Source organism: Paracoccus sp. L-17, from assembly GCF_056857655.1.
The window spans coordinates 17,108-42,502 of sequence record NZ_JBSXNM010000030.1 but is presented as its reverse complement, the minus strand read 5'-3'; the positions used below and the strand labels follow the sequence as shown (position 1 = coordinate 42,502).

The window sequence follows — 25,395 nt, the reverse complement described above, 5'->3', positions numbered from 1 at the left end:
GGGAAGGATTTCTGCAAGTCGAAAGGAGCCGCGTGGCGTTTCTGGGGATCGAGCAATCGCTGAGCGGGCGGCGCTGGATCGGTCCGGATGCCGCGTTGGAGCGGCTGGCCGAGGGGCTGGCGCAGAAGTCCGCCCTGCCGCTGGCGGTGGCGCGGGTTCTGGCCGAACGCGGAATCGAGGCCGGCGCCCACGAGGCTTTCCTGACGCCGAGGCTGCGCGATCTTCTTCCCGATCCCTTGACCCTGCGCGACATGGAGACGGCGGCCGAGCGGATCGTGGCGGCTGCTGTCGGCGGACAGCGGATCGCGATCTTCGCCGATTACGATGTCGATGGCGGCACCTCGGCCGCGCTGCTGCTGGACTGGCTGCGGCGACAGGGCCGGGACGCGACCCTCTATGTCCCCGACCGGATCGACGAGGGCTATGGTCCGAACGCGCCGGCGATCGAGGCACTGGCCGCCGCGCATGATCTGATCATCTGTGTCGATTGCGGCACGCTGAGCCATGATGCGCTTGCCGCCGCCGGGCGCCGCGACGTGATCGTGCTGGACCACCATCTGGGCGGCGAGACCCTGCCCCCCGCGCTGGCCGTGGTGAACCCGAACCGGGCGGACGAGGACGGATCGCTGGGCCATCTCTGCGCCGCCGGCGTGGTCTTCCTGACGCTGGTTCAGGCCGGGCGCGTGCTGCGCCGGATGGGCCGGCCCGAGCCCGATCTGCTGTCGATGCTGGATCTGGTGGCGCTGGCGACGGTGGCCGACGTGGCGCCCCTGGTGGGGGTCAACCGGGCTTTCGTGAGGACCGGGCTGGCGATCATGGCACGGCGACAGCGGCCGGGACTGGTTGCGCTGTCCGACGTGGCGCGGCTGGACGGGCCGCCCAACAGCTTTCACCTGGGTTTCCTTCTGGGCCCACGGATCAATGCCGGGGGGCGCGTCGGGCGCGCCGATCTGGGCGCGCTGTGCCTGTCGGCGACCGATCCCGTCGAGGCCGGGCGGCTGGCCGCGGATCTGGACGGGCTGAACCGCGATCGCCGCGCGATCGAGGCGGCGGTGCGCGACGAAGCCTTGGCCCAGGTCGAGGCGCGCGGCGATGCGCGCCTGTCATGGGCGGCCGGCGATGGCTGGCATCCGGGCGTCGTGGGCATCGTCGCGGCGCGGGTCAAGGAGGCCAGCGACCTGCCCTCGGTCGTGATCGGGATCGAGGGCGGAATCGGAAAGGGATCGGCCCGTTCGGTTCCCGGCGTCGACCTGGGCCGTGCGGTCCAGCGGCTGGCGCAGGAGGGCCTGCTGCTGAAAGGTGGCGGGCACGCGATGGCCGCCGGTCTGACGGTCGAGGCCGCCCGTATTCCCGACGCGATGGCACGGCTGGCCGACCTGATCGAGCGCGATCTGTCGCAGCGCAGCGGCAGCCGCGACCTGCGCGTTTCGGGGCTGCTGGAGGGCGCGGGGGCCACGCCGCAGATGTTCCGCCAACTCGAAGATGCCGGACCCTATGGCCAGGCCGCCCCGGCGCCGCGTTTCGCCTTTGCCGACCAGTTGATCGACAGCGCGGCGACCATGGGCGACAGCCATCTGCGGCTGTCCTTCCGCAGCCCGGGCGGCCCCTCGCTGGAGGCCGTGGCCTGGGGCGCGATGAACGGCCCCCTCGGGCCCGCGCTGATCGGTGCGAAGGGCCGGCGCTTTCATCTGGCGGGCAAGTTGGAATTGTCCACCTGGGGCGGGCGCGAAAGATTGCGGTTGCGGCTGGACGACGCGGCCCCGGTCTAGCCGCGGGTCAGGCGCATCCCGTTCCGCCTTCGCGGCATTGTCCACGATTTTCGGTCATGACGGCGACCAGCCGCGCTTCGCGACCCGAACGATCCTGCGGATCGGGTTCGGACAGGAACCAGAAATCGGCCAGCACCCTGCCCGGTTCGTCCGACCAGCCGATCCGCAGGATCTCCGGGCCGTCATGCGCGAAAGAGCGCCCGGTCACGGCTTCCGGAGAGATGAATTTCAGCATCGTGCGATTGAAATCCCGGTCGGCGAAGGCCACCGAGACCTGATCGGACGCGCCCTGGAACGTCAGGTTCCAGACCCCGCCCTGCCGCGTCGTGGTCACGAACAGCCCGACAATCCTGCCGGGGCCGGGCAGCCGGACCTGAACGCCCTCCGGACCGGGATCCCACGTCGTGACGCGTCCCACGGCGCTGTTTTCCAGAACGCCCCGCCCGGCCCCCGGAAAATCCGTCACGAGGCGGATCGAGGGCAGATCGGCGCCGGGATGGTGGGGCACCCTGCCGCGCCGGATCAGATCCAGCGCCCCGGCGACGATGTGGCCGAAAACCGCCGGATCATTCGCGTAATGCAGATAGTCCTGGTAAAACTCCACTGGCAGCGTCGCGCTGTCGGGATGGACGGCGAGATAGGCTTCATCGACATCGAAATAGGGGATGCCGCTTGCCCCGAACAGATCGTGCAGCGCGGCACGATAGGGCGATTTCCGCCGGATTTGCGAGGGTCGGCGCGGCTGGAAGATCATCGGCGCGAAGACGACGCCGCGATCCGCGCAGATCGCAATGATCTGACGCAAGACCCCGATCATCTCGTCAACCGTATAGCCGGCATTCCGGATATAGAGCGCGTCGTTGATGCCATAGGCCCAGATAAGGACGTCGCCGCGCCCCATGCCGGTTTCGCGCATCGCCCGCAGCAAGCTCATATGCGAGGGCGCGCCGCCGATCGAGATGTTGCGCACCTCGGCCGGCGTGTCGGGATGGGCGATCAATCCGGCGACCCAGCCATCGCGACGGACCGAATTGGAATCGCCCGAGACGAAGATCGTCATCCGCTCCTCTCCTTGCCGTGGCGGCCCATCCTGTCGTCGGCGAGCCGCGCGGGACCGGCACTGGTTCGTGCGCGTAAGCGGTCGGCCAGAGGAAATCAACAGCCGCGCCCGCTCTGGTCAGTCGGACAAGGCGCCGCTAGGCTTCGACCGACATCGCAAAGGAGGTCTCGATGAAACTGACCTGGCTTGGACATTCCGGCTTTCGCCTTGAAATCGAGGATGCCGTGATCCTCATCGACCCCTGGCTGTCGGGAAATCCGGTCTTTCCCGAAAACGGCCGTGACGCGGCCATTCAGGGCGCGACCCACATCCTGCTGACCCACGGGCACGGCGATCATTCCGGCGACACGCTGGCCATTGCGAAAGAGCTGAAAATACCGGTCGCTGGCATCTATGACCTGATCAACGGCTGGAGCACGCATCACGGAATCGACGGGATCGGCTTCAACAAGGGCGGCACCGTCGATCTGGGCCGGGCAAAGGTGACGATGGTGAACGCGGCCCATTCCAGTTCGCTGGACGGGGCGGACGGGCCGATCTATGCGGGCCACGAATCGGGCTACATGATCGCCGGCGAGGGGCAGGTGATCTATGTCAGCGGCGATACCGACATCATGGCCGACATGGAATGGATGGGCGATTACCACAAGCCCGATATCGGCATCCTCTGCGCGGGCGGACATTTCACCATGGACATGAAGCGGGCGGCCTATGCTGCGAGGCGCTATTTCGCCTTCAAGACCGTGATTCCCTGTCATTACAAGACCTTCCCCCTGCTTGAACAATCGGCCGAGGCGCTGGTGGCGGATCTGCCGGGGGTCATGGTGATCGAACCCGAAGTGATGAAGGCGATCGAATTGTGAGCTTTCAGTCCTTTGACGACCGGGCCGGTGGCGGCGATCACGCAGGCCGGCTGGCCGCGCTGCGGCAGCGGATGAAGGCCGCCTGTCTCGATGCCTTCATCGTGCCACGCGCCGATTCGCATCAGGGCGAATATGTGGCCGAAGCCGATGCGCGGCTAGCCTGGCTGACAGGCTTCACCGGCAGCGCGGGCTTCGCCATCGTTACGGCGGACAAGGCCGGCGTCTTCGTCGACGGCCGCTACCGGGTGCAGGTGAAATCGCAGGTCGATCCGGCGCATTTCACCCCTGTCCCCTGGCCTGATACGAGGCCCTCGGACTGGCTGCGCGACGCCCTGCCGGCCGGAGGGCGGGCCGGCTTCGATCCCTGGCTGCACACGCGCAAGGAAATCGAGACGATGGAAAAGGGGCTTGCCGACAGCGGCATCGGCCTGATCGCGATGGACCGCAACCCGCTCGATGCCGTCTGGACCGACCGCCCTGCCCCGCCCGTCGGCCGGGCCCGTGCCCATGACGAGGCACTGGCGGGCGAAAGCGCCGCCGGCAAACGCGCCCGTCTGGCTGCCGCGCTGCGCAAGGACGGTCAGGCGGCGGCCTTTCTGTCGCTGCCCGATTCGATTTCCTGGCTTCTGAACATCCGCGGCAAGGATTTGCCAAGGAACCCCGTGGTGCAAGGCTTTGCCGTCCTGTCCGATGACGGCCATCTGGCGCTGTTCGCCGATCCGGCGAAATTCGACGACGGCTTGCGGACGACGCTTGGCAACGCGGTGTCGATCCTGCACCCCGAGAGCCTGTCCGCCGCCCTGCTGGACCTCGAAGGCCCGGTGCGCCTCGACCCCGCAACGGCGCCCGAGGCCGTCTTCCGCCTGCTGGAACAGGCCGGAACCGATATCGCCCGCGCCCCGGACCCGGCGATCCTGCCCAAGGCCCGCAAGAATTCCGCCGAACTCCACGGAATGCGCCAGGCGCATCTGCGCGACGGCGTGGCGATGGTGCGGCTGCTGGCATGGTTGGAGGCGCGGGATCCGGCGTCGCTGACGGAAATCGATGTCGTCCGAAAACTCGAATCCCTGCGATCCGACCAGGGCATCACGGATATCAGCTTCGACACGATCTGCGGCGCGGGCCCCAACGGCGCCATCGTCCATTACCGCGTGACCGAGACCACCAATCGCCGCCTCTCGACCGGCACGATGCTGCTGATCGATTCGGGCGGCCAGTATCCCGACGGAACCACCGACATCACCCGCACGCTGCCGCTGGGCCAGCCTCCGCCCGACGCCGTCGCCCCCTATACCGCCGTATTGCGCGGGTTGATCGCGCTTAGCCGGGCGCGCTTTCCCAGGGGCGTGGCGGGCGCGCATCTGGACGCGCTGGCGCGGCAATTCCTGTGGCAACAGGGGCTGGATTACGACCATGGCACCGGCCATGGCGTCGGCGCCGCGCTGTGCGTCCATGAAGGCCCGGCCCGGATCAGCCGGACCAGTGACATCGCGCTGGAGCCCGGCATGATCCTGTCCAACGAGCCGGGCTATTACCGCGAGGGCAGCTTCGGCATCCGTCTCGAAAACCTGATCGCCGTGATCGAGGCCCCGTCCGAGGAAGGCCGCACCATGCTGGGGTTCGAGACGATCACACTCTGCCCCATAGACACGCGCTGCATCGACCGCGCCGCGCTGTCACCGGCCGAGGCCCGGTGGCTGGATGGCTATCACGCGCAGGTCCGCGAAACGTTGTCGCCGCTGCTCGACGAGGACACGGGCGCATGGCTGGACCGGGCCACGGCCCCGATCGCCTGACCTCGCCCTCTTTCCAAATACCTTGCAGGGGGTCCGGGGGACGCAAGGTCCCCCGGCGGTCGCGGGACGCGGGGCTACAGCGCGTCCAGGATCCGCTCGGCCTCGTGGCGACAGGACGTCAGCACCGCGCGATCCTCTCCGGGAAAGAACCGTCCGCGGGTGGCGGTCGGCATCGCGGCCGGTTCCGCGATGACCACGCGCGGGCCGATCGCTGCGTTCTCGGCCTGCCAGCTTCGCACCAGCGCGATCTGCGCGGCCTTCGTCGCGCCGTAGGCGCCGAAGAATTTCTGTCCGGCGCGAGGATCGTCGAAGAACAGGGCGGTGCTCTGGCGTATGCGCAGCAGCGGCTCGATCAGGGCGATCAGGCCGCGCACGACCTCGACATTGGCCAGCAGCGATTTCGACCAATCCTTGCCGTCGATATGCGGCGCCGGCGACAGCGGTGCGGCGTGGATCGCACAATGTGCCCACAGATCCAGACCGCCCCATCGTTCGGCCACGGCCTGCACCATCTGCTGCATCGCCGCCGCGTCGGTCACATCCATCGGCGCCAGCGTCGCGCTGCCGCCCGAGGCCCGGATGCGGTCGTCCAGCTCTTCCAGGCCGCCCACGGTCCGGGCCACGGCCAGCACATGAAATCCGCGCCGGGCCAGCCCCTCGGCCAGGGCCGCGCCAAGACCGCGCGACGCGCCTGTCACCAGCGCGATCCTGCCTGTTTCCTCGGTGGTCTGATCCTGTGTCATGGCGGCAGCCTTTCGCAAAAGAGCGGTGCCCGCGCAAGACCCTTTCGCCGACCGGCCGATTGACTTTCGCGCCCGCTGCGTGAACATTCGGCCACGAATTTCGCACCAGGAAGAGGCCCCGCCATGACATTGACCCAAGCCGCGCTGCCGGTCCGCTCGACCCGAACGAACATCCTGCTGGTTCTGGCCGGCTCGGCTCTGGTCGCGTTGTCCGCCCAGGCCAGCGTACCGATGTGGCCGGTGCCGATGACCTTGCAGACTCTGGCCATCACGCTGATCGGGCTGACCTATGGCTCGCGTCTGGCGGCGGCGACGATGCTGGCCTATCTGGCCGAAGGCGCCGTGGGCCTGCCGGTCTTTGCCAATGCCTCGGGCGGGATCGCGCCGCTGATGGGGCCGACGGCGGGCTTCCTGTGGGGCTTTGTCGGCATGGCCTGGCTGACCGGCTGGCTGGTCGAACGCGGGCTGGACCGCGGCTTCCTGCGCCTGTTTGTCGCCGGTCTCGTGCCGGGACTAATGCTGTTCGTGCCGGGCGCCCTGGCGCTGTCGCTGGTGCTGGGCAAATCCCTGTCCGAGGCCGCCGCGCTGGCGGTGATGCCGTTCCTGGCCGGCGCGCTGGTCAAGGCCGCAATCGCCGCGATGGCTGTCGCCGGCGGCTGGCAGTTGTTCCGCAAGCGCTGACCGAAGCGATGTCCGCGACGCGGCGGCCATCGCGGCCCGCCTGAAAGCCGACGAACCCCGTCATTCCGGCGGGGTTTCGTTTTGCGACCGCGCTGCGGCCAGGCCGGTCAGGCCGCCACGGAAGCCGGCGCCGGTCGCCGGCCCGGCCCTGTCCTGCACGCCGGATACAGCGCTGGAACCGGCTGCGCCGGCCACCAGCCGTCGCACCCGGTCCGCAGGAAAATGGAAAACCCCCGCAGATGGCGGGGGCCTTGTTACCGATCCGTGCGGTTTCAGTCTTGTCTGCGAGCGATCCGCAGAGGGGTCACGCCGCCTCGGCCTCGGCCTCGGCGGCCATGCGCCGTTCGCTTTCCTCGCGCGACAGCGCCACCGAGGTCCGGACGCCCTTCGAGACGAAGTCCATCAATCCCTTGACGACCCGCTCGTTCGGGTCGATCCCGGCGCAGGACAGAACCTCGCGTCCGTCGCGCGAACGCGCCCACCGGGCGATCTGCTCGGGGCCGTTGCCGTATTTCTTGTCATCTGCAATGGCGTCATCCAAAGCAGCCAGAACCACCGCCGCAAACAGCTTGCGGGCACGCTGGCCCTGCTCGAAATTGAAAGCCGAGCCGTCAACAAAATCGCGCATATCGTTCGTCCATTTCCTCTGGCCCGATGATACCACCGAGGCCCTTGCGGGAAGACTCTGGGTCAACCCTTCGTTTTTTCTTCCGTTTCTCCGACGGTGCCGTTTGGCTTAGACCATCCTGACCCCGATTCGATATTACTTCGACTGCATGACAGCCATGCGTAGCCTGCAAGGCGGGCAAAAACACGCAAAATTTCGACGGCCCGCCGGACGGCGGCGGCCTTCCGCCACGGATATCAGCTTGACAACGCCCGCATACCGTTCCGGTTGCCAGCCACGGCCTGTCCCGATATAGGGGCGCTTCAACGCCATTCAACGTCTGGACGGCGCGAACCTCTCATCATCCGTCAAGAGAATCCCATGCCCAAGATCAACGGCAACGAAATCCGGCCCGGCAATGTGCTGGAACATGACGGCGGCCTCTGGGCCGCCGTGAAGGTCAATCACGTCAAGCCGGGAAAGGGCGGCGCCTTCGCCCAGGTCGAGTTGAAAAATCTTCGCGACGGCCGCAAGCTGAACGAACGTTTCCGCAGCGAGGACAAGGTCGAGCGTGTCCGGCTGGACCAGAAAGATCAGCAATTCCTGTATGAAATGGACGGCAAGCTGGTCTTCATGGACAGCCAGACCTTCGAGCAGACCGAACTGGACGCCGAATTGCTGGGCGATCGTCGCCCCTTCCTGCAGGACGGCATGACCGCGACCATCGAATATTACGGCGACGAGGCGCTTTCGGTCTCGATCCCGCAGAAGGTCGTCTGCAAGGTCGCCGAGACCGAGCCGGTGGTGAAGGGCCAGACCGCCGCCAACAGCTACAAGCCCGCGATGCTGGACAACGGCGTTCGCATCATGATCCCGCCCTTCGTGGGCGAGGGCGAGGATATCGTGGTGAATACCGAGGTCTTCGAATACAGCGAACGGGCCTGACGCGCGCCACGTCCTGACCGGGTGAGGATCGGACTTCCCGGGCCCTGTCCGGCAGGATGGCGCGCCCTGTCGGAGGGTCGGGACGCCGCCCGGCGCGGTGGCATGCCGATTTCTACCCGAACAGGTTCAGCTGCACCGGATCGCTATCTTCGTCACGATCGAAACCCGACAGCGTGATCCCCAACAGCCGGGCGCCGCGCGGATCGGGCAGGACAGCGCCGGCCAGTTCGCGGGCGATGGACAGCATCTCGGCCTCGGATCCCACGGCGCGCGGCAGGGTCCGCGCCCGTGTGATCTGCTGAAAATCCGAAAACTTGACCTTCAGCGTCACCGTCCGTCCCCGCAAGCCATGGCGGCTGACATGGCGCCAGACCTTATCGGCCAGGGGCGCCAGTGCGTCATGCGCCTGGGCCAGGTCCATCAGGTCGGTGAAATAGGTGTTTTCGGCCCCGACGGATTTTCGGATGCGGTCGGACCGGACCTGCCGGTGATCGATGCCGCGCGAGATGTTCCAGTAATAGCGCCCCGACTTGCCGAAACGCCGGGTCAGGAAATCAAGGTCCTGCGCCCGCAGATCGGCGCCGGTCTCGATCCCCATCGCGCGCATCTTGCCCGCCGTCGCCGGGCCGATGCCGTGAAACTTGCCCACCGGCAGGGCCAGCACGAAATCCGGTCCCCGATCGGGCGTGATCACACAAAGCCCGTCGGGCTTGTTCTGGTCCGAGGCCAGCTTGGCCAGAAACTTGTTGTAGCTGACCCCGGCGCTGGCGGTCAGCGCGGTTGCCTCGCGGATGCGGGCGCGGATCTCGCGGGCCACCTGCGTCGCCGTCTGGCCGGGCCAGAGGTGGTCGGTCACGTCCAGATAGGCCTCGTCCAGCGACAGGGGCTCGATCAGCGGCGTGTAATCGGCAAAGATGTCGCGGATCTGGCCCGAGATGTCGCGATAGATCTCGAACCGGGGCCTTACGAAGATCAGATCGGGGCACAGCCTGCGCGCCGTGACCGAGGGCATGGCCGAGCGGATCCCGAAGACCCGCGCCTCGTAGCTGGCCGCCGCCACCACCCCGCGCATCGAACCGCCGCCCACAGCGACCGGCTTGCCGCGCAATTCCGAATCGTCGCGCTGCTCGACCGAGGCATAGAAGGCATCCATGTCGATATGGATGATCTTGCGCAGCGGTGGCTGCGCGTCGGGGGCCATGCCGGCCCCGACGCTCATTCGGCGACGATTCGGGCCGGGCCTGCCTCCATCCCCGCGCCCAGCCGGTCGAAGCGGACATGGGCGATGCCGCGACCGCCCGATTGGGTAAACAGGGTGCCGACTTCGCGCCCCTCGCGGGTGATGGCGGTGCCGACCGGGGCTTCGCCCTCGACGCGCAGGGTGATCAGACCCTTGCGCAATTCGGTCTTGTGCTTCATCCGCGCGGTGACTTCCTGACCGACATAGCAGCCCTTGCGGAAATCGACGCCGTGCAGACGCTGGAATCCGGCCTCGAGGATGAAAGTCTCGTTCGGGATCAGTTCGATCAGGCTTTCGGGGATGCAATGGGCGACGCGGATCGCGTCCCAGTCGCTGCCGTCATCGCCCCGCTGGCCGTAAAGGCGCCAGCCCAAAGCGTCGTGGCGCGGATCGGCGATGGCGCCATCGGGCGCAGGGCCGGTGCCGCGCGCGATCGGCATCGCCACCGCCTCCAGCGCGACCTTCGAGCGCAGCTTGTACATGCCCAGCCGCCGCAGCAGATCCTCGGCCAGCCCCGCATCGACATCCAGCAGCAGCGCGTCACCATCGAACAGGATCAGGAAATCCGCCAGATACTTGCCCTGCGGCGTCAGCAGGGCGGCCCAGCAGGGTGCGCGGGTCACGTCGTTCGTGACCAGATCCTGCAGGAAATCCAGCCGATCCTCGCCGGTCACACGGATGATCTGGCGGCTCATTGTTCCTCTCCGAATTGCAGCGCGACAAGGCGGGCATAGGCGCCGCGCCTTGCCATCAACTGGTCATGACTACCCTGTTCCACAACCCGGCCGGCCTCGATCACGACGATCTTGTCGGCATTGCGGATCGTGGACAGCCGATGCGCGATGACCAGCGTCGTGCGCCCGCGCGCCAGCCTGTCCAGCGCATCCTGCACCAGCCGTTCGCTGGCGGTGTCCAGCGCGCTGGTCGCCTCGTCCAGAAGCAGGATCGGGGCGTCGCGCAGGACGGCGCGGGCAATGGCGATGCGCTGACGCTGGCCACCCGACAGCGACGACCCCCTTGGCCCCGCGGCGCTGTCCAGTCCGCGCTTTTCGGTATCGACGAAATCGGTGACATGGGCTGCATCCATCGCACGGCGAAGATCGTCCTCGGACGCATCGGGCCGGCCCATCAGCATGTTGTCGCGCAGGCTTTCGTCGAACAGCGCCGCCTCTTGCGAAACCGTCGAGAACTGGTCGCGCAGCACGCCCAGGTCGTAATCCGCAACCGGCACACCGCCCAGCAGCACCTCGCCGCGGTCGGGATCGACCATCCGTGTCAGAAGGTTGAACACCGTCGATTTGCCCGCCCCCGAAGGACCGACCAGCGCCGTCGTTCGCCCCGCCTCGGCCGCGAAGGATAATCCGTGCAGGATCATCTGCCCGTCATAGGACAGCCAGACATCCGACAGCCGGATGTCGCAGTCATCGGGCGGCGCGGTCCGCGTGCCCGACACAACCGTCGGCCTGGTGTCAAAGACCTGATAGACCCGTTCCAGGCTGGCCGCCGCCGTCTGCCAGCTTCCGGCCAGCCCGCCCAGCCGACGCATCGGCTGGAAGGCCAGCGCAAGCGCGGTGAAGAAGGACATGAAATCGCCGACGCTGCGGCTTCCCTCCATCACCTCCTTGCCGCCCAGCAACAGCACGGCGACGAAACCGATGCCGGTGACAATATCGGTCAGCGCCGGGATCACGCTGGAGGTCGCGGCCAGCTTGACCTGCTCTTGCCGGATGCGGCGGACGATCGTGGAAAAGCGTCGGGTCTGGTCGGCCTCGGCCCGGTTCAGCCGGATCGAGGCGATGCCATGCAGGATCTCGTCCAGCCGGGTCGCGCGCGCGCTGGCGCTGACGCGATTCTGGCGCATCTTGCGGCGGATATAGCGTTGCACGACGGCCGCCGGCGCGATCAGGATCGGCGCGCCGATCAGCGCGGCCAGGGTCCAGACCGGATCGATGGTCAAGGTGACGCCGAACAGCATCACCAGCGAGATCGCGTCCCGCGTGGCCCCGGTCAGCAGCGTGGCCCAGATGCCCTGAACGGCCTGCGTGTCGCCCTGGATTCGTTCGATCATCGCGCCCGGCGCGTTCTCGCGGAAAAAACGGCCGTCCAGCGTCAGGATATGGGCCAGCAGGTTGGTCTGCATCAGCGTCGAGATGTCCAGCGAGATCCGGCTCAGCAGCGCCCGGCTGGAGACCAGCGTGATCGCGCGGGTCAGAAAGATCGCGAAGATCGCCGTGCCGACCCACCAGATCGCCCCGGTTTCCTTGCCGATGAAGACCCGGTCGAACAGCGGCTTCAGCATCCAGGAGATCAGCGCCAGCGTCGAGCCCTCGATCGTCATCAGCGCGAAGGCCGCCAGCATCCGCCCACGATGGACATAGAGGTAATCCGACCAGAAGCGGCGGAACAACATGGATGTCGTATCGGGCTTGCTCACGTCCGCGGATGCCTTTCGCAAGGGTGCCCCAGCCTTATCCCGCCAGCCGCCCCGGCGGCAACCCGCGCGCGCATCAGTCCGGGACGCGCCGCCCCGCGATCATGTGCCACTTGGTGCCGAAACCGGGCTGACGCCGGACCGCGAAACCGGCGGCCGTCAGCGCGCGGCGCACCGATCCCGCCGCGGTATAGGTGGCGAAGCTGCCGTCCGGCGATGTGTGCCGGCCGACCTCGGCCATCAGCGCGGCGGACCACATCTCGGGGTTCTTCGCGGGCGAAAACCCGTCCAGGAACCAAGCATCCGCGCAGCCCTGCCATCGCGGCAGCGTTTCGCGCGCATCCCCGATCACCAGCTGCAATTCGACCGCGCCGACGCGGATCGCCGTGCCGTCCGACAGACCCGCGCGCAGATCGGCCGCCAGCGCGGCCAATTCGGGAAAGGCCGCATGGGCGCGCGCCATCTGCTCCGGCGCCATCGGAAACGCCTCGAAGCTGGTCATTCGCATCGGCACCTGCGCCACCCTGGCCAGCGCGAGGCAGTTCAGCCCGGTCCCGAAGCCCAGTTCGGCAATGTGGAAACCGGGGCGCAGACGCGCGGGCAGATCGTTGCCCGCCAGAAAGACGTGGCGCGTTTCCGCCAACCCGCCGGCCAGGCTGAAATAGGGATCGTCAAAGCGTGTCGAGACCGGCACGCCCCCCTCGCGCCAATCCAGTCCCGGCTGGCTGCCCGGCGTGATTTCGTCTAGATCACCCATGCGCCGAACTAGGGGAAAGGCTCGCGTCTTGGCAAGCGTCACGATCATGGGGGCGGGGATTTTCGGCCTGTCCTGCGCCTGGGAAATGGCACGCCGGGGCGCCAGGGTCCATGTGATCGAGGCCCGCCGCATCGGGGCCGGATCCTCGGGCGGCCATGTCGGTGCGCTGGCGCCGCATGCGCCCGAAAACTGGAACCGGAAAAAACAGTTCCAGCTGGACAGCCTGCTGATGGCCGATGATTTCTGGCGCGCGGTCGAGACCGCTTCGGGGCGTTGCGCGGGCTTTGCGCGAACCGGGCGGGTCCAGCCCCTGGCGGAGGGGGCCGCCGAACTGCTGGAGGCGCGCCTCGATGCCTCGGCGATCCGCTGGCCGGCCGCGATGGCGATGCGGATCACGCAGGCCCCGGCGACCAGCCTGATCCCTGACAGCCCCTCGGGCCTGTGGCTGGAAGACGGGCTGTCCGCGCGGCTGAACCCCCGGGCCGCGCTGCAGGCGCTGGCCCATGCGATCCGGGCAAGCGGTGGCCGGATCAGCGAAGGCACGTCGGTCCGGCCCCAGACCGGCCCCATCCTCTGGGCGACCGGCGCCGAAGGGCTGGCGCATCTGTCGCAAGCCCTGGACCGCCCTGTCGGCAAGGGCGTCAAGGGGCAGTCGGTCCTGCTGGGCCATGCCGCCCCCGAGGCGGCACAGATCTTTGCCGACGGGCTGCACGTCGTGCCCCAGGCCGATGGCACGACGGCGGTCGGCTCAACCACGGAAAATGATTTCACGCATCCTGATCCGGATGATCGGTGCGACGGGCTGGTGGTCCGCGCCCGCGCAATCTGCCCCGGCCTTCGCGACGCCCCGATCCTCGAATGCTGGGCAGGGATCCGCCCGCGCGCCGGATCGCGGGCGCCGCTGTTGGGCGCCTGGCCCGGCCGCTCTGGACATTATGTCGCCAATGGCGGGTTCAAGATCGGCTTCGGCATGGCGCCGATGATCGCCCGGGTCATGGCCCGGCTGATCCTTGACGGCAGGGACGAGGTTCCACCCGACTTCCGCCTGATCTGAGGCATTTCCGGCGCGTGGCGGCCCCGACCACGGTCGCCGCGCGCCATCATCGCCGCTTGCAAACGCGGCCGAAGACGGTTGAAACTGGCCGAGAACACGGAGAAAGCGCATGACCACACGGCTCGACAAGGCCTTCAGCGCCATCGACGCGGCGAATGCAAGGGATCCCGGCCTCGAGAACGGGAAACCGGCCAATCTTCTCTATGGCCAGCGGATGACCGAGGAACAGCAGCGCCTGTTTCCGGAAGCGTCGGAACCCCTGCGCATCGCCTGCCGCGGCCAGCATGTCGAACGCTGGACATTGCCCCGCGACGCCTATCCGATGGATCGCGCGGGCTATCTGCGATGGCGGCAGGAACAGGGCCGCCGCCATGCCGACCGCATCGCCGGGATCATGCAGGACGCGGGCTATGACGACGACCAGATCGACCGTGCCCGCAGGATGCTGACCAAGCAGGGACTGAAGCGCGACCCCGAGGTTCAGGCCCTGGAGGACGTGATCTGCTTCACCTTCATCCGCTGGTATCTGGGCGATTTCATGGCGGAACAACCCGACGACAAGATGCCGCGCATCATCGAAAGGACCGCGAAGAAGATGTCGCCCGAAGGCCGCGCCCGCGCTTTGACGGAATTCGACATGCCCGACGCCTTGGCGCGACATTTCCGCCAATGACGGAGGCGCGAGCGGTCATCGTCTCGCATGGGCAGCCGGGCGATCCCGTGCCGCAGCAGCGCGCGATCGAGGATCTCGCGGCCGCCGTCGCTCGCAACGATCCCGGTTGCGAAGTCCGGGGGGCAACGCTGGCGATGCCCGGCGCGCTGGCCGAAACCTGCGAACCGGACAGCCTGATCTATCCGATGTTCATGGCCGAGGGGTGGTTCACGCGCACCGAATTGCCGCGCCGGCTGGACCGCGCCGGGGCCGCCGGCGCCCGCGTCCTGCCCCCCTTCGGAGCCGATCCGGCCCTGCCTGCGCTGATCGTACGGATCGCGCTTGCTGCCGCCGCCGACGAGGGCTGGACCCCGTCCGAGACGACGCTGCTGCTCAGCGCCCATGGCTCGCAACGCTCGCCGGCCAGCTTTGCCATCACCACCGCGATCGCGGCGCAGATCGCGCCGCATTTCGCCCGCGTGGTGACGGGCTTCGTCGAACAGGCCCCGTGGCTTGCCGATGCCGCGCGCGATCTGGACCGCGCCGTGCACCTGCCCTTCTTCGCGCTGAGGGCGGAACATGTGACCGACGATCTGCCTCGGGCCCTGGATCAGGCGGGGTTCACCGGCCCGCGCCTCGATCCGATCGGACTTGCCGCCGAGGTTCCCGCGCTCATCGCCGCCGCGATCAGATCGGCCCGCTCCGATGGCGGGGCGAAATAGCCATAACCCGCCACCTCGCGAAATCCCAGCTTTCGGTAAAGCGCCATCGCCGACATGTTCGGCCGGCTGACCGCCAGAGCCAGCCGCGATGCCCCCTGAGCGTCGGCCCAGAAGGCCGCCTGCCGCATCATCCAGCCGGCCAGACCGCGCTGCCGCCACGCGCCCAGAACCTCGACGCAATGCACCATCGCGATCCGGTCATGGACCGCCACGAAGGCTGCCCCCGCCGCGCGATCCGAGGTCCGGCCGAGGATCGTGGTCTTGGGCTGCGCCACCCGCTCGATCACCGCCTGCCGGGCAGGTCCGATATTGCCCGCAGCCCAGATTTCGCGCTGGATCGCCAGCGGCGGCCACAGGGTGAAGGTGGTCACCGACGGAATCGCGATGTCGGTGAGGGCCCGGGTGGCGGTCGCCATCACCGCGGTGGGCGTCTCGCGACGAAATCCCCGCGATTCCAGCGCCCCGGCCAGCGCCGCATCGTCATCGGCAACCCGGAAGACCGGCCGCTGATCCCAGCCCCGATGGATGGCGATGGCAGCGTCGATGTGATCGCCACGCCACGCGCCCACGGCGCGGGCCGAACTGACCCGGCCGCCCGCGCCCAGGCCGCGCCCGACCCGGAAACCGCCCGCATCGGCATATTCGGATGCCGGCCAACTGATCTCGAAAGCCTCGGCCAGGGCGGCGTCCATCACAGCGACAGCCGTCGCTTCAACTCGGCCATGGCCACGGCGACGCGATCCGCGTCCAGCCCGCGCACGACCAGGTTGGTGCCCCAGCCCCGTTCATCGTGATAGGGATAGGATCCCATCGAGACATCGGGGAATTCGGCCGCGACCGCCTTCAGCTCCTCGGCCACATCGCTTTCGCCGCGCCGGACCTCGACCGTCTCGGACCGCACCGGGCGCCCGGCGGCCAATCGGGGGATCAGCCAGTCCACCATGCCGCGAAACACCTCGGGTACGCCGGCCATGACATGCGTGTTTCCGATGGAAAAGCCCGGCGCTGCCGAGACGGCGTTGTCGATCAGCGTCGCGCCCAGCGGGATGCGCGCCATGCGCAGCCGGTTGAGCGTCAGTTCCGTTCCCATCCGTTCGCAGCGTTCCTGCAACAGCGCGCGCGCGGCTTCGTTGACCTCGGCCGTGGTGCCATGGGCGATCGCGACGGAATCGGCGGTGATGTCGTCATGGGTCGGACCGATCCCGCCCGAGGTGAACAGCAGATCGAAGGCGCCGCCAAGGCTTTTGTCCAGTGCCCGCACGGCCTCCACGATCTGATCCTGATCGTCGGCCACGATTCGTATCTCGCGCAGGTCAAACCCGGTCGCCGTCAGCACCTGGGCCAGATGATGCGCGTTGCCCTCGCGCGTGCGGCCCGACAGGATCTCGTCCCCGATGACCAGGATCGCCGCGCTTGGATTATCCGATTGCATATGCCGTCCTCCGAAGGATGCCGTGACGTTCTAAGCCCGCGCGCGGGGCTGGAACAAGGGGCCGCTCGGGTCTATCTATGCGCCATCAGAAAGGATCCGCGATGGACGAAAGCCACATCACACGAGAAGGCATCCGCATTCACGTCCCGGCAGATTTCGCCGGAATGCGCAAGGCCGGCGCGATGACGGCCCAGATCCTCGATGAGGTCGGCGTGATGGTCGAACCGGGCGTGACCACCGGCGCGCTGGACGATTTCATCCGCCGGCGGATCGAAGAGATGGGCGCGACCTCGGCCACGATCGGCTATCGCGGCTATCAGCATGCAAGCTGCATCAGCGTGAATCATGTCGTCTGCCACGGGATTCCGGGCGACAAGGTGCTGCAGAACGGTGATATCCTGAATATCGACGTGACCGTGATCGTGGATGGCTGGTATGGCGACAGCAGCCGCATGTATGTGGCCGGCACACCCTCGATCAAGGCGCAAAGACTGATCCAGGTCACCTACGATTCGCTGATGAAGGGGATCGAGGCGGTCCGCCCCGGCGCCACCTTCGGCGATATCGGCGCGGCCATTCAGGCCCATGCCGAAGGCCAGCGCATGTCTGTCGTGCGCGATTTCTGCGGGCACGGGCTGGGCCGCGTCTTTCATGCGCCGCCGAACGTGCTGCATTTCGGCCGCGCCGGCAAGGGCCCGGTGCTGGAGGAAGGCATGTTCTTCACCATCGAGCCGATGGTCAACCTGGGGCGCCCCGATACCAAGGTTCTGGCCGACGACTGGACAGCCGTGACGCGCGACAAATCGCTGTCGGCGCAGTTCGAGCATTCCATCGGCGTGACCTCCCAGGGGTTCGAGATTTTCACGCCCTCGGACAGGTTCTTTCCCGATTTCTGACCGTCAGGCGGACATCGCCGGTCCCTCTCGGCCCTTTCCTCGCATCACGCGGCGCGGCCGACGCCCCTAGGCACGCCCGGCCGCTGCCGATAGCAGCGAGGGGTCGATTCCCTGCGCGCGCAGCGCGGATTGCCACTTGCCGTCGTGATCCGCGCCGAAGATCAGATCCTCTCTGCCCTCGCCGGTCAGCCAGCCGTTCTGCAGCATCTCGTCTTCCAGCTGCCCCGGTCCCCAGCCGGCATAGCCCAGGGCCAGGACGGCCGATTCCGGGCCCTGACCATGGGCCAGATCCTCGAGAATGTCGCGGGTCGTGGTCATGGCGATGGCACCGCCGATGCGCAGCCGGCCCTCGGGATCATTGCCGTGTTCGGGCACCTTGTGCAGCACGAAGCCGCGGCCGGGCTCGACCGGGCCGCCGAAACGGACCTCGATCGGGCGGGCGTCCTCGTCGGCCTCGATACCGAGCTGCTCAAGAAGGTCACCGAAGCCGATTTCGGGCAACGGCCGGTTCAGCACCAGCCCCATCGCGCCTTCCTCGGAATGGGCACAGACCAGCACCACGGATCGCTGAAAACGCGGATCGGCCATCCCCGGCATGGCGATCAGGACCTTGCCGGTCAGATTGGCTTCGCCGGGATCGCCGGGATCGTTGTCGAATTCGCTCATCGAATCTCCTTCACGCTCAAGATCGGTGCTTGGCGGGATCGTTGCAAGTCCTGCGCGCAAACGTGACCCCAGGCCACGGCCGGCCAGCAGCGATCCTCACGCCGTCGGGCGCCGTCGCGAGGCAAGGCCGCGCCCCGCAAGGCCAAGCATCGCCAGCCCGGCGCCCAGGGCGATGATCAGCAGCGCCAGGGCATACCAGCCAAGCGCCATCCAGGCCGAGGACGCGACCGGCCACCAGCCGGGCAGCGCGATTTTCATGGCGGGCAACAGCGTGACCGGCAGCAGGATCGCCACGAAGGCCAGTGCCGCCAGCCCGGCCGCCAGCCGCACCGGCCAGCGCAGGCCGGGGCTACGCAGCCCGCGCCGGAAACCCGTGCGGGCGCGGCCGATATCCTCGCCGATACCCAGAACCGCGGGCACCACCAGAAGCACGACGACCATGCCAAAGCCAAGGCCATAGGCAAGCGTCACCACCGTGGGTTTCAGGAACAGCGCCTGGGACGAACGCTCGTAGAGCAACGGCGCCAGACCCAGAACGGTCGTCGCGGTGGTCAGCAGGACCGGACGGAAGCGGTCGCAGACGGCATCGACAATGGCGGGCCGGAGACCACGATCCCTCGCATATTCGTCGATGGTCGAGATCAGGACGATCGAATCGTTGATGATGATTCCCGACATCCCGATCAGACCCACGATCGAGAACATCGACAGGGGCAGCGACCACAGGGCATGGCCCCAGACCGCGCCGACCAGTCCGAAGGGGATCACCGACATCACCACCAGCGGCCGGCTCCAGCTGGCAAAGATCCAGGCCAGCACCATGTAGATCCCGGTCAGCGCAAGCGCGAAACCGACGACCGCGTCGCCCAGGAAATCGCGTTCCTGCTCGGCCAGGCCTGTGGTCTCGTAATTGATGCCGAATTCGGCCGCGATCTGCGGCATGATCTCGGTTTCCAGCGCCTGCGTGATCTGCGCCGCGCGCGCCGGATCATCGCCCGAAATATCGCCGGTGACCGAGATCATCCTTTCGCCGTTCTCGCGCCGGATCACGGAAAAGCCCGCCTCTGTGCCCACCGTCACGATATCGCCCAGCGGCACCCACTGCCCCGACAGCGTGCGCATCATCATCCGGTCCAGAAAATCGCCCTGGCGTTCGTTCTCGGGCAGTTCCACGCGGATTGCGCCGGTGCGGGTGCCCACCGGAAAGGTCGCGGCCTCGATGCCCGCCAGGCGCTGGCGCAATTGCCGTGCCAGGCTGTCGGTCGTGAAGCCCAGGGCCTCGCCCTGCGCAGTCAGCCGCAGGTTCAACTCGTCCTTGTCATAAGACATGCTGTCTTCCAGTGCCGAGACTTCGGCAAAGCCCGACAGGCGCAGCTTCAGCGCCTCGGCCGCGTCCTTCAGGCGCTGTGCCTCCGCCCCCGTCATGCGGACCGAGATCGCATCCCCGCCCGGACCCGATCGGAAGCCGCGAAAGCTGATCGTCTCCAGCCGGGGATCGCTGGGCATGGCCTCTTGCAGCGCAGCCACGAAGTCGAAGCTGGAATAGGGCCGCACATCCGGCTCGATCAGTTCCAGTTGCACCGCGCCCAGCAGATCCGTGTCCTTGGTGTCGGCGCCGGGCAGCGGACGGCCGGAATTTCCGCCGACCATGGTCATCGCATGGGTGATCGGGTTGGCGCCGTATCTGGTTTCGTATTCGGCGCCGACGCGATCGACCGCGTCCTGTACCAGTCCCATCACCCGGATCGTATCCTCGCGCGTGGCGCCGGGCAGCATGGCAAAGTTTCCCGCCACGCTGCCCCGTTCGGGCGCGTCGAAAAAGCGCCAGGGCACCTGCCCGGTGACCAGCGCGCTGGCCGACCAGGCGAACATCGCCGTCGTCGCGGCCAGAACCGGATAGCGCAGCACCATCGCCCAGCGGATCAGCGGTCGCAGCAGGCGAGCCACGAACCAGTCCAGCCCGCGATTGACCAGCTTCGAGGGGCGGTCGTACCAGTTGCGCCGCGCCGTGCGGGTCAGGGCATGGGCCATGTGGCTGGGCAGGACCAGGAAACATTCGATCAGGGATGCGGCCAGAACCAGGATCACCGTCATCGGAATATCCGAGATCAGTTCGCCGAAATGACCGCCGATGAACATCAGCCCGGCAAAGGCGATGATCGTGGTCAGCGAAGACGACACGACCGGCGCGGCCATTCGCCCCGCCGCGCGTTCCGCCGCGACGACCGCGGGCTCGCCCAGCTTGCGGGCGCGATAATCGGCATGTTCTCCCACCACGATCGCGTCGTCCACGATGATGCCCAGCGTCAGGATCAGCGCGAACAACGAGATCATGTTCAGCGTCATGCCGGTCGCATACATCAGCCCCACCGCCGCCGCCAGCGAGGCCGGAATCCCCGCCGCCACCCAGATCGCGGTGCGGGCATTGAGGAACAGAAACAGCAGCGCCAGCACCAGCCCAAGGCCCAGAACGGCATTGTCCAGCAACAATTCCAGCCGTGCCGCGATCAGTTCGGCCCGTGCCCGCACCAGTTCCATGGTGACGCCGCCGGGCAGTGCGGGCGTCATCCGGGCCACGATGTCCTCGACGCTGCGCTGCATCCCGATCGCGTCGCCGGCGGCGCTGCGCTGGACCTGCACGATCACCGCCGGATTGCCGCCGACATAATAGGCCGTGTTGCGATCCATGCCCGATTGCCGCACATCGGCGACATCGCCCACGGTCAGGGTCGTTCCGTCCGGCTGGGCCTTCAGCGCCAGGGCCGCGACGGCGGCCGGATCGCGCGTCTCGGCGCCGGTGCGCACCCGCGCGGCGCCGGACGACACGTCGCCCGCCGGGCTTGCCGAGGCCGCTGCGCCGACGGCTGCGGCGATCTGTTCCAGCGTGATGTCGTACCGGACCAGATCGGCCATCCGCACCTCGACCAGCGTCTCGGGGGCGGCCAGACCCGTGATGCTGAGCCGGGTGATCCCGGCGGCGTAAAGGCGGTTGCTGAAATCGTCGGTGATCCGCGACAGCTGGTCCAGTCCGACCGGTCCCGAGATCACCACATCGGCGACCCTGTCGCGCCAGGAGGATCGCACCGTTTCGGGGTCTTCCGCGCCTTCGGGCAGATCGCCGGCGCTGGCAATGGCGGTTTCCACGTCGGAATTGGCGCGCGCCATGTCCCAGCCCGGTTCGAACTCGATCTCGATCTCGGCCGATCCCTGCACCGCGCGCGAGGTGACGTTGGCCACGCCCTCGACCCCCATCAGCGAGGGTTCCAGCACCGCCACCACGGAACGGTCCACATCCTCGGGTCCGGCGCCGTCCCACTGCACCCGCACGTCGATTTCCTGAACGACGGTATCGGGAAAGAACTGCGCGCGGATCCTGGGCGCGGAATACAGACCGCCGACCACCATCACCATCAGGATCAGATTGGCCAGCGTCCGGTGGCGGGTGAAGATCGACAGGAAACCGCGACGCTCAGCCATTGCCGGCCCCGCGCCGGTTCCGGGCGCTCTGATCCGTGGCGGGTGCCCGTGGCTCGTCGGACGGGGCCTCGGCCTGGCTGTCACGGACCAGAATCCCGGTGCCCAGTTGCGGCGCACGTTCGGCCACGATCCGCGCGCCCGCCAGCTCGTCCGAGACGCGGATCACCACGTCATTTCCCTGCCGCCGCAGGATCTCGACCGGCGTCGCGGTCAGGCGGCCCTGATCATCGGCGACCAGGACGCCGCCATCCGCACCGATCGCGATGGCTGGGATGATGGCGGCATCGGCCAGCGCGGGTTCGGCGATCTCGACGCTGACGAAATCGCCCGGACGCAAGGTCGCGCCGCCCCGGATGATCCTGGCATAGACCACGCGGCCGGACGCACCCTCCGCGACCGAGGCCGCCGCGCGGTCGATCTGCGCCTCGGCCGTCAGCCGCCCGGCCGAGCCGTCCAGCACGATCATCGCCGCCGTCCCGTCCAGCCTGCCATCCTCGTCCACAAGCCGCGAGAACTGATCCAGCGACAGGGGCACCTGCGCCTCCAATGCGTCCGGGTCGATGATCTCGGCCAGTTGTTCGTTCAGGCTGACCAGGCCACCCTCGACCGCGGTGACGGCGGTGACGCGGCCGGAAAAGCCCGCGGTGATCGTGGTATCGGCCAGAGCGCGGCGAGCCTCGGACAGGTCGATCTCGGATCGGCGCAGCGCGTTCTGGGCCGCGGTGACCGCGCTTTCGGCGCTGGCCAGGGCGGAGCGGCCCGCGATCACGGCCTGTTCGGCCGATGATGCCGCCAGCTGTGCCGTTTCGCGGTCGGCGCTGGTGCCAAGCCCCCGCGTGGCCAGCGATTCCTGGCGATCGACCGCCGCGCGGCGCAGTTCGGCCTGCCGCTCGGCCGCCGCCAGATCATCGGTCGCGACCTGCACGTTGCGACGGGCATCGCGCAAGGTCGCCTCGGCGTCGTCGCGGGCGGCGATCTGGTTGTCCAGCGCCGCCTGCGCCGAGGACGGATCGATCCGCACCAGCAATTGCCCGGCCTCGACCTGACCGCCCTCTTGCAGGCTCGGGTCCAGATAGACGATCCGGCCCGCCGCGCCGGCCCGCAATTCCAGGCGCCTGCGCGAGTCGATGCTGCCGAAGACGCGCATCACCGGCTGGACCTGTTGCGGGATGAGGGTCAGCAACCGCGCCGAATAGACCTGTTCGCCGCCGCCGCCGCGCCCCGGTCCACCGTCCTCGCCGCGCGAGGCGACCGCCTGCCACAACTGAAAGCCCGCCAGAAACAGCAGGGCCAAGGTCAGAAAGGTGATGAACAGCCCCGAAAGACTGCGGAAGAGAAAGCGCATCCGGCGGGGATCCCGTCTGTGAAGGGTCGTCCTAACCCATGATGCGGAAATGAAACCTAAACGGAAAGGCCTTCCAGCGTCGCGGACAGCGACAGAAGATCCGCCCATGCCTCGCGCTTGGCGGCCGGGTTGCGCAGCAGATAGGCCGGATGGGTCATCGGCAGCGCGGGGCGGCCGAAAGCCTCAACCCATTGCCCACGCAGGCGCAGAATGCCCCGGCGGCCCAGGGCGGCCTGGCAGGGAATGTTGCCCATCAGCACGATCAGATCGGGCGCGGCCAGTTCGACATGACGCCGCACGAAAGGCATGCTCACGAGGATTTCATCGGGGCTGGGGTCGCGGTTGCCCGGCGGACGCCAGGTCAGCACGTTGACGACATACAGCGCCTGCGCCGCATCGACCGCCGTCCGGGACAGCCCGATGGCGGCGAACATCCGGTCCAGCAACTGCCCCGCGCGACCGACGAAGGGGCGACCCTGACGGTCCTCCTCGTCGCCCGGCGCCTCGCCCAGAATCATCACGCGGGCCCCGGGATCGCCGTCGGCGAAGCAGAAATTCCGAGCGCCCTTCTTCAATTCGATCCCGTCGAAAGCCTCCTGCGCCGCCGCAAGCGCCGCCAGCGTCCCGGCCCCTGCAGCCAGCGCCTCGGCCTCGGCCAGACGGGCGGCGGCGTCATCGGTCGATTGCGGAGGCGACGATCCCGGCGCCCGGGCCTGCAGCGGCGGCGGCAGCGGTGGCTTGGCCGTGGCCGGTTTCGGGCGCGCGGCCAGGTCGAACCGGTCCAGGGGCGCGTCCAGGATCGGCTCGTCCACGCCCATCTCGGCCTGCCATTCCAGCAGCGCCAGCGCGGTTTCGGCATCCAGCTCGATTCCGTGATATGTCGGGTTCGCGTCCATCCGCGCGCAGGCTAGGCCGCGCGCGCGGGCGGGACAAGTCAGTCGCAGACCAGCATGTAGCCGGTGCCGCGCACAGTTTGCAGAAAGCGCGGCTCTTTCGGATCGGGCTCGATCTTGCGGCGCAGGCGGGTGATCTGGACATCGATGGCGCGTTCGCTGTTCTCGGCCTCGTCACCATTGCCGCTGCGCCCCAGATCCTCGATCAGATCCGACCGGCTGACCGGCTGGCCGGCCCGCGCCGCCAGCCGGCGCAACAGGGATTGTTCGGTTCCGGTCAGCCGCAGCGGGGCATCGCCCTGCCACAATTCACCCTTGTCGGTATCGTAGCGCAGCATCCCCAGCGTCAGGAATTTCGGCTGAGAGGCTTCGGCCGCCGGCACCCGGCGCAGGATCGCGGCGATGCGCAGCAGCAATTCGCGCGGCTCGAAAGGCTTGGCCAGATAATCGTCGGCGCCGCTTTCCAGCCCGGCGATGCGATCCTCGGTCTCGCCCCTCGCGGTCAGCAGCAGGATCGGCGTGTCCAGTGCACCGCGCAGGCTGCGGGTCAGCGAGATGCCGTCCTCGCCGGGCATCATCACGTCCAGCACGATCAGGTCGAATTCCAGCCCCGCCAGCAGCCGCCGCGCCTGCGTCGCGTCGCGCGCCATCGTGACCATGAAGTCGTTCTTGCGCAGGAACTTTCCCAGCAGCGCGCGGATACGTTCGTCATCATCGACGATCAGAAGATGGGCGGCAGGATGGGTCATCGGGCTCAGCGGTCCTCGGGCAGGTCCTTCATCGCCTGATACTGCGCCCGCGTCTCGGGGTCCATCATCGCTTCCAGAACCTGCCGGAAACCGGCCACGGCCTGAGGTCCGGCATTGCGATAGGCGGTCCGCATCCGCACCCGCTGCGCCTCGGAGAGGCGGCGTTCCAGCGCCGTTCCCTTGCCGGTCAGGAACAATTGCCGTTCGCGCCGATCACGGCGGCCGACCCGGCTTTCGACCAGCCCGTCCGCGATCAGCGTCCGCAGCACCCGGTTCAGCGATTGCTTGGTCACGCCCAGGACTGCCAGCAACGAGGTCACCGTCAGGCCCGGATCGCGGTTGATGAAATGCAGCGCGCGGTGGTGGGCGCGGCCGTAATCCAGTTCGGTCAGAATCAGGTCGGGATCGGCGGTGAAGGCACGATAGGCGAAGAACATCGCCTCGATCCCCCTGCGCAACTGATCATCGGTGAGAAACAGCAGATCTTCCCCGACCTTGGTCTGGAGTCGCAGCTTCTCGGCCATTCGATCGTCCTTTCGGCGGTTTGCGTCTTGATAGGGCAGCGTTGTTGACTTTCCAAGATTCGATTGCTAGCCGTCAAGGGCTTCGCGCAACAA

Annotated in this window: 24 protein-coding genes; 9 read left to right on the top strand and 15 right to left on the bottom strand. The window is 67.8% G+C overall.

Annotated features, from left to right (window positions below; all coding sequences use genetic code 11):
- Positions 1–32 precede the first annotated feature (32 nt).
- Positions 33–1,769 (top strand): single-stranded-DNA-specific exonuclease RecJ, encoded by a 1,737-nt coding sequence (recJ, locus tag AC13CR_RS04945; protein ID WP_292957883.1) that lies wholly within the window; start codon positions 33–35, stop codon positions 1,767–1,769.
- Between the two features lie 7 nt (positions 1,770–1,776).
- Here the strand turns inward: recJ and AC13CR_RS04940 are convergent, their stop codons facing one another.
- Positions 1,777–2,829 carry an SGNH/GDSL hydrolase family protein gene (locus AC13CR_RS04940; protein WP_482900762.1) on the bottom strand — a complete coding sequence of 351 codons (1,053 nt, stop codon included), beginning with the start codon at positions 2,827–2,829 and terminating at the stop codon, positions 1,777–1,779.
- A gap of 170 nt (positions 2,830–2,999) precedes the next feature.
- Between AC13CR_RS04940 and AC13CR_RS04935 the strand changes: the two genes are divergently transcribed.
- Both AC13CR_RS04935 and AC13CR_RS04930 read left to right on the top strand, forming a co-directional pair.
- Positions 3,000–3,692, top strand: coding sequence for a metal-dependent hydrolase (locus tag AC13CR_RS04935; RefSeq protein ID WP_292957889.1), 693 nt, complete (start codon positions 3,000–3,002; stop codon positions 3,690–3,692).
- A complete protein-coding gene (locus AC13CR_RS04930; protein WP_292978245.1) occupies positions 3,689–5,488 on the top strand; it encodes an aminopeptidase P family protein in 1,800 nt (599 codons plus the stop codon). The genes AC13CR_RS04935 and AC13CR_RS04930 overlap by 4 nt, the downstream gene beginning before the upstream one ends.
- Before the next feature lie 74 nt (positions 5,489–5,562).
- Here AC13CR_RS04930 and AC13CR_RS04925 read toward each other — a convergent pair whose 3' ends face one another.
- Positions 5,563–6,231, bottom strand: a complete 669-nt coding sequence (locus tag AC13CR_RS04925; RefSeq protein WP_292957895.1) for an SDR family NAD(P)-dependent oxidoreductase — start codon at positions 6,229–6,231, stop codon at positions 5,563–5,565.
- Positions 6,232–6,354: 123 nt separating this feature from the next.
- On the opposite strand from AC13CR_RS04925, the gene AC13CR_RS04920 reads away from it, so the two are divergent.
- A complete protein-coding gene (locus tag AC13CR_RS04920; RefSeq protein WP_292957898.1) occupies positions 6,355–6,912 on the top strand; it encodes a biotin transporter BioY in 558 nt (185 codons plus the stop codon).
- 304 nt (positions 6,913–7,216) lie between these two features.
- Here AC13CR_RS04920 and AC13CR_RS04915 read toward each other — a convergent pair whose 3' ends face one another.
- Positions 7,217–7,540 (bottom strand): DUF6280 family protein, encoded by a 324-nt coding sequence (locus AC13CR_RS04915; protein ID WP_292957901.1) that lies wholly within the window; start codon positions 7,538–7,540, stop codon positions 7,217–7,219.
- A 360-nt stretch (positions 7,541–7,900) separates the two neighbouring features.
- Between AC13CR_RS04915 and efp the strand changes: the two genes are divergently transcribed.
- Positions 7,901–8,464 carry an elongation factor P gene (efp, locus tag AC13CR_RS04910; protein ID WP_292957904.1) on the top strand — a complete coding sequence of 188 codons (564 nt, stop codon included), beginning with the start codon at positions 7,901–7,903 and terminating at the stop codon, positions 8,462–8,464.
- Between the two features lie 112 nt (positions 8,465–8,576).
- On the opposite strand, the gene dinB is transcribed toward efp, so the two are convergent.
- The 4 genes from dinB to mnmC2 form a co-directional block, all read right to left on the bottom strand.
- Complete coding sequence (gene dinB / locus AC13CR_RS04905) at positions 8,577–9,683, bottom strand: DNA polymerase IV (RefSeq protein WP_446233561.1); 1,107 nt, start codon at positions 9,681–9,683, stop codon at positions 8,577–8,579.
- Positions 9,680–10,399 carry a CAF17-like 4Fe-4S cluster assembly/insertion protein YgfZ gene (ygfZ, locus tag AC13CR_RS04900; protein ID WP_482900761.1) on the bottom strand — a complete coding sequence of 240 codons (720 nt, stop codon included), beginning with the start codon at positions 10,397–10,399 and terminating at the stop codon, positions 9,680–9,682. Before ygfZ ends, dinB begins: the two co-directional genes overlap by 4 nt.
- Positions 10,396–12,114, bottom strand: a complete 1,719-nt coding sequence (locus AC13CR_RS04895) for an ABC transporter ATP-binding protein (RefSeq protein WP_482900773.1) — start codon at positions 12,112–12,114, stop codon at positions 10,396–10,398. The genes ygfZ and AC13CR_RS04895 overlap by 4 nt, the downstream gene beginning before the upstream one ends.
- Positions 12,115–12,211: 97 nt before the next feature.
- On the bottom strand, positions 12,212–12,892 hold the full coding sequence (gene mnmC2 / locus AC13CR_RS04890; RefSeq protein WP_482900760.1) for a tRNA (5-methylaminomethyl-2-thiouridine)(34)-methyltransferase MnmC2: 681 nt from the start codon (positions 12,890–12,892) through the stop codon (positions 12,212–12,214).
- Here mnmC2 and AC13CR_RS04885 point away from each other — a divergent pair.
- The 3 genes from AC13CR_RS04885 to AC13CR_RS04875 all read left to right on the top strand — a co-directional run bounded on the left by AC13CR_RS04885 (position 12,891) and on the right by AC13CR_RS04875 (position 15,320).
- On the top strand, positions 12,891–13,946 hold the full coding sequence (locus AC13CR_RS04885) for an NAD(P)/FAD-dependent oxidoreductase (RefSeq protein ID WP_292957916.1): 1,056 nt from the start codon (positions 12,891–12,893) through the stop codon (positions 13,944–13,946). The genes mnmC2 and AC13CR_RS04885 overlap by 2 nt on opposite strands.
- Positions 13,947–14,055: 109 nt before the next feature.
- Complete coding sequence (locus AC13CR_RS04880; protein WP_292957918.1) at positions 14,056–14,619, top strand: DUF4202 domain-containing protein; 564 nt, start codon at positions 14,056–14,058, stop codon at positions 14,617–14,619.
- Complete coding sequence (locus AC13CR_RS04875) at positions 14,616–15,320, top strand: sirohydrochlorin chelatase (RefSeq protein WP_292957920.1); 705 nt, start codon at positions 14,616–14,618, stop codon at positions 15,318–15,320. Before AC13CR_RS04880 ends, AC13CR_RS04875 begins: the two co-directional genes overlap by 4 nt.
- Here the strand turns inward: AC13CR_RS04875 and AC13CR_RS04870 are convergent.
- A complete protein-coding gene (locus AC13CR_RS04870) occupies positions 15,209–16,012 on the bottom strand; it encodes a GNAT family N-acetyltransferase (protein WP_292957922.1) in 804 nt (267 codons plus the stop codon). The genes AC13CR_RS04875 and AC13CR_RS04870 overlap by 112 nt on opposite strands.
- Positions 16,012–16,752: a competence/damage-inducible protein A gene (locus AC13CR_RS04865; protein ID WP_292957924.1), complete on the bottom strand. Its 741-nt coding sequence runs from the start codon at positions 16,750–16,752 to the stop codon at positions 16,012–16,014. Before AC13CR_RS04865 ends, AC13CR_RS04870 begins: the two co-directional genes overlap by 1 nt.
- 101 nt (positions 16,753–16,853) lie before the next feature.
- On the opposite strand from AC13CR_RS04865, the gene map reads away from it, so the two are divergent.
- Positions 16,854–17,648 (top strand): type I methionyl aminopeptidase, encoded by a 795-nt coding sequence (map, locus tag AC13CR_RS04860; protein WP_292957925.1) that lies wholly within the window; start codon positions 16,854–16,856, stop codon positions 17,646–17,648.
- 66 nt (positions 17,649–17,714) lie between these two features.
- On the opposite strand, the gene AC13CR_RS04855 is transcribed toward map, so the two are convergent.
- The 6 genes from AC13CR_RS04855 to AC13CR_RS04830 all read right to left on the bottom strand — a co-directional run bounded on the left by AC13CR_RS04855 (position 17,715) and on the right by AC13CR_RS04830 (position 25,302).
- Complete coding sequence (locus AC13CR_RS04855) at positions 17,715–18,314, bottom strand: YqgE/AlgH family protein (RefSeq protein WP_292957926.1); 600 nt, start codon at positions 18,312–18,314, stop codon at positions 17,715–17,717.
- 96 nt (positions 18,315–18,410) lie between these two features.
- A complete protein-coding gene (locus AC13CR_RS04850; protein ID WP_292957927.1) occupies positions 18,411–21,791 on the bottom strand; it encodes an efflux RND transporter permease subunit in 3,381 nt (1,126 codons plus the stop codon).
- On the bottom strand, positions 21,784–23,136 hold the full coding sequence (locus tag AC13CR_RS04845) for an efflux RND transporter periplasmic adaptor subunit (RefSeq protein WP_292957928.1): 1,353 nt from the start codon (positions 23,134–23,136) through the stop codon (positions 21,784–21,786). The genes AC13CR_RS04850 and AC13CR_RS04845 overlap by 8 nt, the downstream gene beginning before the upstream one ends.
- 56 nt (positions 23,137–23,192) lie before the next feature.
- On the bottom strand, positions 23,193–24,032 hold the full coding sequence (locus AC13CR_RS04840; protein ID WP_292957930.1) for a uracil-DNA glycosylase: 840 nt from the start codon (positions 24,030–24,032) through the stop codon (positions 23,193–23,195).
- A gap of 38 nt (positions 24,033–24,070) precedes the next feature.
- Positions 24,071–24,778 (bottom strand): response regulator, encoded by a 708-nt coding sequence (locus AC13CR_RS04835; RefSeq protein WP_292957932.1) that lies wholly within the window; start codon positions 24,776–24,778, stop codon positions 24,071–24,073.
- Positions 24,779–24,783: 5 nt separating this feature from the next.
- Positions 24,784–25,302, bottom strand: coding sequence for a MarR family winged helix-turn-helix transcriptional regulator (locus AC13CR_RS04830; RefSeq protein WP_292957934.1), 519 nt, complete (start codon positions 25,300–25,302; stop codon positions 24,784–24,786).
- Between the last annotated feature and the right edge of the window lie 93 nt (positions 25,303–25,395).